This window comes from Hydrogenimonas sp., from assembly GCF_029933015.1.
In the GTDB taxonomy this organism is placed as follows: domain Bacteria; phylum Campylobacterota; class Campylobacteria; order Campylobacterales; family Hydrogenimonadaceae; genus Hydrogenimonas.
Map to the genome: position 1 here is coordinate 1 of NZ_JAOZOZ010000180.1, position 2,747 is coordinate 2,747.

A 2,747-nucleotide genomic window follows, 5' to 3' on the forward strand; every position below is an offset into this window, starting at 1 on the left:
AAGACGATCGTCTTCAGCTCCTCCGCCACCGTTTATGGCGATCCAGATTTTCTGCCTCTGACAGAAGATCATCCTCTTCGTACGACCAATCCTTACGGCCAGACGAAACTGGTCATCGAGGATATGCTCAGAGACCTCTACCGATCGGATAAAAACTGGCGTATCAGCATATTGCGCTACTTCAACCCGGTGGGTGCCCACGAAAGCGGTCTGATCGGCGAAGATCCCCAAGGCATTCCCAACAACCTCATGCCTTTCGTCTCCCAGGTCGCCGTGGGACGCAGGGAGCATCTCAACGTCTACGGGGGCGACTACCCCACCCACGACGGCACCGGAGTGCGGGACTACATCCATGTGGTCGACCTGGCGCTCGGTCATCTGGCGGCGTTGGAGTCACTGGAAAAACCGCAGTGTGAAGCGGTCAACCTGGGTACGGGCAACGGCTACAGCGTCCTGGATGTCGTCAAAGCCTTCGAGGAGGCTTCGGGAAGGAAAGTGCCCTACAAAATCGTCGAGAGACGTCCCGGGGATATCGCCTCGTGCTATGCCGATCCGACGAAAGCGAAAGAGACCCTCGGATGGGAGGCGACACGGGATATGCGAAAAATGTGCGAAGACACGTGGCGCTGGCAGAGCATGAATCCCAACGGCTACGCCGACGCGGAGTGAAAATCTGAAATGGAGAGTGGAGAGTTTTTTTCTTTATGGCTGATTCTCCTCGTTTTCTGTGAACTTTTCGAAAGCTGGTGGCAGCACGCCCCCACGCTCAAAGGCGTACTGGAGAGGGTGCGATACTACTACCGGACCCATATCTTTCTGCTTTTTGCGATGCATCCATCATTCTGGCTGGTGCTTTTCATCTTCGTGGCCTCCGGTTTCAGGGGCACGCTTTTGAGTCTCATTCTCGTCATGAAAGCGACAGACATCGCGTTCAAACTCTGGATGGTCCAAAAACTCGATGAGGGTACCCTCTCTCCCGATTTCAGAGCGATGCTTCAGATGCCGCTCTCTGCCTGGATGCCCTGGATCAATGTCATCATCTATCCGGCGATGCTCGCCTTCGCGCTCCATCACTGATCCGTCGAAATCCGATAGGGGCAACCCATCTCTATGGGTGTTTTGAGATGGGTTCCAGTATAATAGAGAGAAATTCCCGCGAAAAAGGAGGTGCCATGGGTGCTTTGAAAGAGGAGTATCGGGAGCATTATACCTACGAGGATTATAAAAAGTGGGAAGGTGACTGGGAATTGATAGACGGGACGGCCTATGCCATGTCGCCAGCTCCGACAAGAAAGCATCAGGGATTGGCCATGCAGATAGCTGTGGAAATTTCCAACCAAGCAGAAGAGTGTGAAGATTGTGAAGTACTTTCGGAAGTCGATTACAAAATAAACGAAGATACGGTACTCAGGCCCGATGTCGTCCTGACGTGTGGAGAGACGAACGAAGCCTATCTGACCAAAGCTCCCGAAATCGTCGTGGAAGTCATCAGTCCCGCTACGGCCAAACGTGACGAACAGTACAAATTCGGGATCTACGAAGAGGAGAAGGTCAAATACTACGTACTCCTCTATCCCGACGCACTGGTGGCGAAGGTCTACAAGAACATCGAAGGAAAATTCGACAAACAGGGCGATTTCGCGGTAGAGAGATATCGCTTCGAAGATAGCGAGTGTCCTGTCACGATCGATTTCGAAAAGGTTTTCAGGCGTTATCGCAACAGATAGACAGCGCTTCCGATTTGACAAAATTTCGACAAAATTGCTACAATAGCTTCAACAAAAAATTATCTGACACATTCGTGCTTCGGCACTCCTGCAACTCTGCCAGAATTCTGCAAATTTCTGATTCACAAAGAAGGAAACATGAGCGAAACCTCTACCCGTACCAACAATAATAAAAGAACCCATATCCCCGTCGAAGGCTACAAGATCGAAGATCTGAGGCAAAAGAGTCTCGAGGAGCTGATCGCCATCGCCAAAGAGCTGGGTGTCGAGAACCCCAACGAGCTCAAACGACAGGATCTGATGTTCGAAATCCTCAAATCGCAGGTGAGCAAAGGGGGCTACATCCTCTTTACGGGAATCCTCGAAATCACCAACGAAGGATACGGTTTCCTGCGGGCCATGGACGCCAACTTCTCCAACTCCAGCAACGACGCCTACGTCTCCAGCACCCAGATCCGAAAATTCGCCCTGCGTAACGGCGACGTGGTCACGGGACAGGTACGCCCTCCCAAAGAGCAGGAGCGCTACTACGCCCTGCTGAAGATCGAAGCGATCAACTACATGCCGGTCGCCGAAAGCAAGAACCGACCTCTCTTCGACAACCTCACCCCCCTCTATCCGCAGGAGAAACTGAAACTCGAATACAACCCCACCAAACTGACGGGGCGCGTGCTCGATCTCTTCACCCCGATCGGAAAGGGTCAGCGCGGGTTGATCGTGGCACCCCCGCGAAGCGGTAAGACCGAGCTGATGAAAGAGCTGGCCCATGGGATCACCCACAACCACCCCGAAGTGGAGCTCATCGTCCTGCTGGTCGACGAACGCCCCGAAGAGGTGACCGACATGGAGCGATGCGTCAAAGGGGAAGTCTACAGCTCCACCTTCGACCTGCCGGCCCAAAACCACGTCCGCGTCGCCGAACTGGTCATCGAAAAGGCCAAGCGCCGCGTCGAAATGGGCAAGGACGTCGTCATCCTCCTCGACTCCATCACCCGCCTCGCCCGCGCCTACAACACCGTC

General features: G+C 53.6%; 4 protein-coding genes. All 4 read left to right on the top strand.

Annotation, left to right across the window (positions count from 1 at the left end; all coding sequences use genetic code 11):
- On the top strand, window positions 1-669 hold a 669-nt coding region (galE, locus tag Q1K23_RS08945; protein ID WP_300363971.1), incomplete at its 5' end, for a UDP-glucose 4-epimerase GalE.
- Window positions 670-678: 9 nt separating this feature from the next.
- Entirely contained in the window at window positions 679-1,077 is a 399-nt protein-coding gene (locus Q1K23_RS08950) for a hypothetical protein (protein ID WP_300363972.1), read from the top strand.
- A 95-nt stretch (window positions 1,078-1,172) separates the two neighbouring features.
- Window positions 1,173-1,727 carry a Uma2 family endonuclease gene (locus Q1K23_RS08955; protein ID WP_300363973.1) on the top strand — a complete coding sequence of 185 codons (555 nt, stop codon included), beginning with the start codon at window positions 1,173-1,175 and terminating at the stop codon, window positions 1,725-1,727.
- Between the two features lie 138 nt (window positions 1,728-1,865).
- The coding region (gene rho / locus Q1K23_RS08960) for a transcription termination factor Rho (protein ID WP_300363974.1) at window positions 1,866-2,747 on the top strand (882 nt) is incomplete at its 3' end.

Excerpts from the sequence above, each read along its gene's own strand:
- Q1K23_RS08950 (WP_300363972.1), top strand. The coding sequence starts at position 679 with ATGGAGAGTGGAGAGTTTTTTTCTTTATGGCTGATTCTCCTCGTTTTC.
- Q1K23_RS08955 (WP_300363973.1), top strand. The coding sequence starts at position 1,173 with ATGGGTGCTTTGAAAGAGGAGTATCGGGAGCATTATACCTACGAGGAT.